The following is a 3,914-nucleotide window of genomic DNA, read 5'->3' on the forward strand; positions in this document are numbered from 1 at the left end:
TGCGGCGTGTCCACGGTTTCCAGCCGGTAGTCCCCCGGCGCATATGCGACGATTGCCTTCATTTTTTCAGGTAAGTTGCTCATAGTGCTTTCTCCTTTTTGCTGTGTGTCCGGCGACCAAACGCCTGCATGAATGCTTTATCCAAAAACCAGACTGCAATCTTTTGTATTTAAAACGACAAAAGGTTTTTCATTGAATCTGGATTTTCTGCTATATTAAGGGAAAAATTTGAAGCATCGCTTCTGTTTTCTCAGAATAACACAGGTGTTTTGTGGTTCTTGTTTTTACTTTTGTATTTTCGTTTGACATAAGTATAGTCTTGTTCTTTCCTCGAATCAAGCATAATACTTCCCGATATTTGCCCAAAATTTTTGTGCATTGCGCCGATATTTTGGAGACATTTGCCTTTTTGGCCCAGGGTCGATATAATAGAAAAAAGGCTGCCAGCAGTCTTTTTAGCAAAGGGGGAACCATTCATGCCGTCCAATGCTGCTGCGATCAAGCAGATCAACCGGGAAAACGTCCTGGCGTTTGTCTATACTCAGCACAGCACCACCCAAAAAGCCATCAAAGATACCTTACAGCTCAGCCGGTCGACCATCATCCAAATTCTCAAGGAATTCGAGGACCAGAACCTCATCGTCAAGCGCGGGCATCTGGAATCGACCGGCGGACGCCGCGCGTCCAGCCTGTATTTTTCGCGGTACGCCAAAATCGCCATCGGCGTCGAGCTGCTGGCGGGCTCGTATGAGATCGTGGCGCTCGATCTCTATGGCGAGACCATCAAATGCGAGCGCTTCGACCTGCCGTACGAGAACACCGACCGCTATTATGAGACCGTGTGCCATTCGGTGCAGGCGCTCATCGATTCGCTGACCCAGGACCCGGACAAGATCCTGGGCGTGGGCATCGTCCTGCAAGGCCTCATTTCCAACGACGGTACCCAGGTCACCTATGGCAAGATCCTGGGCTGCACCGGGCTGCGCATCGACGTTTTTACCCGCCATTTGCCCTATCCGTGCCAGTTCTTCCACGATGCCGAAGCGGCCACGCTGGACGAATTGTGGCAGTCGCCGGGTCTCAAGAATGCCATCTACATCCACATCCGCAGCAACATGAGCGGCGCGATCGTGGTCAACCGCCAGTCGCTCATCGGCACTGAGCTGAAAAGCGGCGTCTTTGAGCACATGACCATCGTGCCCAACGGCAAGCCCTGCTACTGCGGCAACTGCGGCTGCCTGGACACCTATTGCTCGACCATCGCGCTGTTGCACGAGGGCGAAACACTCGATTCGTTTTTCCATGGCCTGCGCACCGGCGACCTGGCCGTGCGCGCCCGGTGGATGGAATATCTGCACTATCTGGCGCTTGCCATCAACAACCTGCATATGATGATCGACTGCCCAATCATTTTGGGCGGTACGATCGCCAAATTCCTGCAAGGCAGCGACCTCAAGCTGCTGCATCAGTTCATCCACGACAACACGGCTTTCCCGACCGAACGGGAATTTATCCGCGTGACCTGCTGCCCGGATTCCCCGATCAGCCGGGGAGCCGCGCTGCCGGCAATCAAAAAATATTTGCATTCCATCCTGGGCCATGATTTTGTCTTTTGATGGTTTGGGCTCACACCAAGGCCGTCCCGTAAGGGGCGGCCTTTTGTTGTTCTCTGAGGTTTTATTTTTCTGAAGTTTTAGTGGAAGAAGTATGATTCTTTTGATACATTTTGCAAAGTCGTCTTTTGCCAAATACCTAAGTTTCCAAATCCCGAAAAACAGGGGGACCCTATGAAAACGATAGGATGGATAGAAAAAAGAAAAGCCGCCTCATCCGAGGCGGCCAAAAAGGGTCTGGTTGTGCGATTTTGAGCAAAAAAAACAACGCCCTTAAGCCGGACGCTTTTTTTATAAAAACGCCGGCTTGGACGAGAATCATGAATTTTTCTTTTTGCGGTGATGGAAGTCGGCGAGCCATTCGAGCTCCCAGGCATCCAGGGGCGCATCGGCTGCCGCCCGCGCCGGCTGCCGCCGTAAAAAGCTCACCAGCACCGACCGCAGATAGGCAGCCGGGTATTGAGCTGCCCGCAGCCGGTCGGCCCAGGACGGCGCGTCCAGAAAGGCGGACAGCGTCGTGCGGCTAACCTTTTCCCATAGGCTTGTCCGCTCATCGGGGGACAGGGGCTGCTGCTGGACGGTCACAGCCGGGGCGTGGCGCAGTTCGGCCAGCGCTGTCCGCACCAGATCGACATGCGCCTTGGGGTAGTGGGTGACCAGATCGTCGTAATCCATTTGGGTCTGAATGGCGGCCAGCTGGGTTTCGGACGGCTGGTATTTGCGCGTGCGGCTGGCCTGGATGGCCCGGACGCGCTTTTGTGCCTTGCGCTTGCGGCGGCCGGGCAGCCGTGCCTGTGCCCGCGCCTGCAAGAGCGTCAGATAATCCTGAATGGAAGCCGACGAGGAGATCGAACCGTCGGCATGGTAGTTGGTCAGATAGGGGGTTTGCAGTTCAGGTTCGGCCAGCAGATCGTATTCGTATGTAAACACATTGTCTTCGCCGGACGGGTACCGGTGCTGTTTGAGCAGCCCGGCCAGTTTGAGCTTGCGCCAAAGGGTGCCGAACCGTCGCGCCTTTTCCCGGCAGTAATGCAGCACGCCCGCCGGGCGGAGCTGGAAGCCCGGAATGTCCAGCAGCCGTGCCACCAGGCCGAACAGGCCTTTGACGCCCAGCGGCAGTTCCCGGCTGCGCAGCACGGCATTGGGAAGGCGGGTAAAGCCGCGCACGGCCCGGTCGCTGGGCTGCAAGCGCAGGTCGCCGTTCGGGCGCTCAAGCGAAGATATATAGGCAAAGGCATGGACTTCTTCGGGCGCCTGGCACAGGTCATAGGCATGACAGAAGCCGCCATTTGGCCCGATCGAATAAAAATGGTGCAGATAACCGGAGGTCTTGAGCTCATGCCAGGCTTTTTCGAAGGTGTAGTGGCTGTCGCCGCATACACGGTACAGCGCTGCCTTGGTCAGCGCAAAGTCCGGCATTCCGACAAAGGACTGCATGATCAGATACAGACCCTTGGCCGGTAGGGACAGCTGCGCATCCTGCAAAGCGTGGTTATAGGACATCGTAAAGCCGGTGGCCATGGAGCAAGACCCCCTTTCTGCGTAAATTTTGGAAAAATAAAAATCGGCTGGTGTATCTGAAACACCAGCCGATAAAATTTCATCGAAAACATACGCATGAACTTGACATAACTCTCGGTTCTGTATATAATGAATACATAAATACGAGTTATGCGCCATAGGCGCTGTTTGGATCTGGTCCTTTCAGATCTCGACCGCTCACCGGTGTTCCAGCACCTGTGGCGGATAATTTGTATTGAAAGCGATTCGGCTGCAACCGGATCGCTTTTGTTTTGTTGCTTTACTGTAATTAAGAATAGCATGAAATTGGGAAAGTGTCAACTGAAAATCGGGGGAAGGGTAGGAAAATGACCGCCTGATTTTGAAAATGTTGATGCACCGCATAGAGTCTCTAAAAAAGAAAAAATCCCCGGATAGTTTAATGAACCGGTCCAGTAAAAATGGACAGTGACAAAAACCCCCTGATGTAGGAAAATAGACTACATCAGGGGGTTTTGTCATGGAGAAACGAAAATACACACACATTCAAGTGCTGTTGCCAGAAATCAAGGCTATGCTGGCAGCGGGGAAAACCCAGCGGGAAGTTGCAGAATATTACGGTTTTCAGGATAAGCAGGTGATAAAAAGTCTACTTAAGCGTGAACGGAGGAAAAAACGTATGTTAGAAGCTGGCATCCTTGCGCGGCCCCAAGGGCGGCCAAGAACAAATGCCGCACCAAGAGATATTGTAACCGAGCAGGCACATGAGATCCAGCGACTTCGTATGGAGAATAAACTGCT

The 3,914-nt window shown here is 53.3% G+C and carries 3 protein-coding genes; 2 read left to right on the forward strand and 1 reads right to left on the reverse strand.

Translation table 11 applies throughout. The features are described from left to right. The first annotated feature begins 476 nt into the window (after positions 1-476). On the forward strand, positions 477-1,616 hold the full coding sequence (locus EFB11_RS16605) for an ROK family transcriptional regulator (RefSeq protein ID WP_122791479.1): 1,140 nt from the start codon (positions 477-479) through the stop codon (positions 1,614-1,616). A 315-nt stretch (positions 1,617-1,931) separates the two neighbouring features. Here the strand turns inward: EFB11_RS16605 and EFB11_RS16610 are convergent, their stop codons facing one another. Continuing rightward, positions 1,932-3,134, reverse strand: a complete 1,203-nt coding sequence (locus EFB11_RS16610; RefSeq protein ID WP_122791480.1) for a hypothetical protein — start codon at positions 3,132-3,134, stop codon at positions 1,932-1,934. A gap of 499 nt (positions 3,135-3,633) precedes the next feature. Between EFB11_RS16610 and EFB11_RS16615 the strand changes: the two genes are divergently transcribed. Beyond that, positions 3,634-3,914, forward strand: a 281-nt coding sequence (locus tag EFB11_RS16615) for an imidazolonepropionase (protein ID WP_122791469.1), incomplete at its 3' end; no start/stop codon positions are given.

The sequence above is a fragment of the Intestinibacillus sp. Marseille-P6563 genome (genome assembly GCF_900604335.1).
Lineage (GTDB): Bacteria > Bacillota > Clostridia > Oscillospirales > Butyricicoccaceae > Butyricicoccus_B.

What these genes read in the sequence shown, in the direction of transcription:
- EFB11_RS16605 (WP_122791479.1), top strand. Translation starts at nt 477, where the DNA reads ATGCCGTCCAATGCTGCTGCGATCAAGCAGATCAACCGGGAAAACGTC.
- EFB11_RS16610 (WP_122791480.1), bottom strand. Translation starts at nt 3,134, where the DNA reads ATGGCCACCGGCTTTACGATGTCCTATAACCACGCTTTGCAGGATGCG.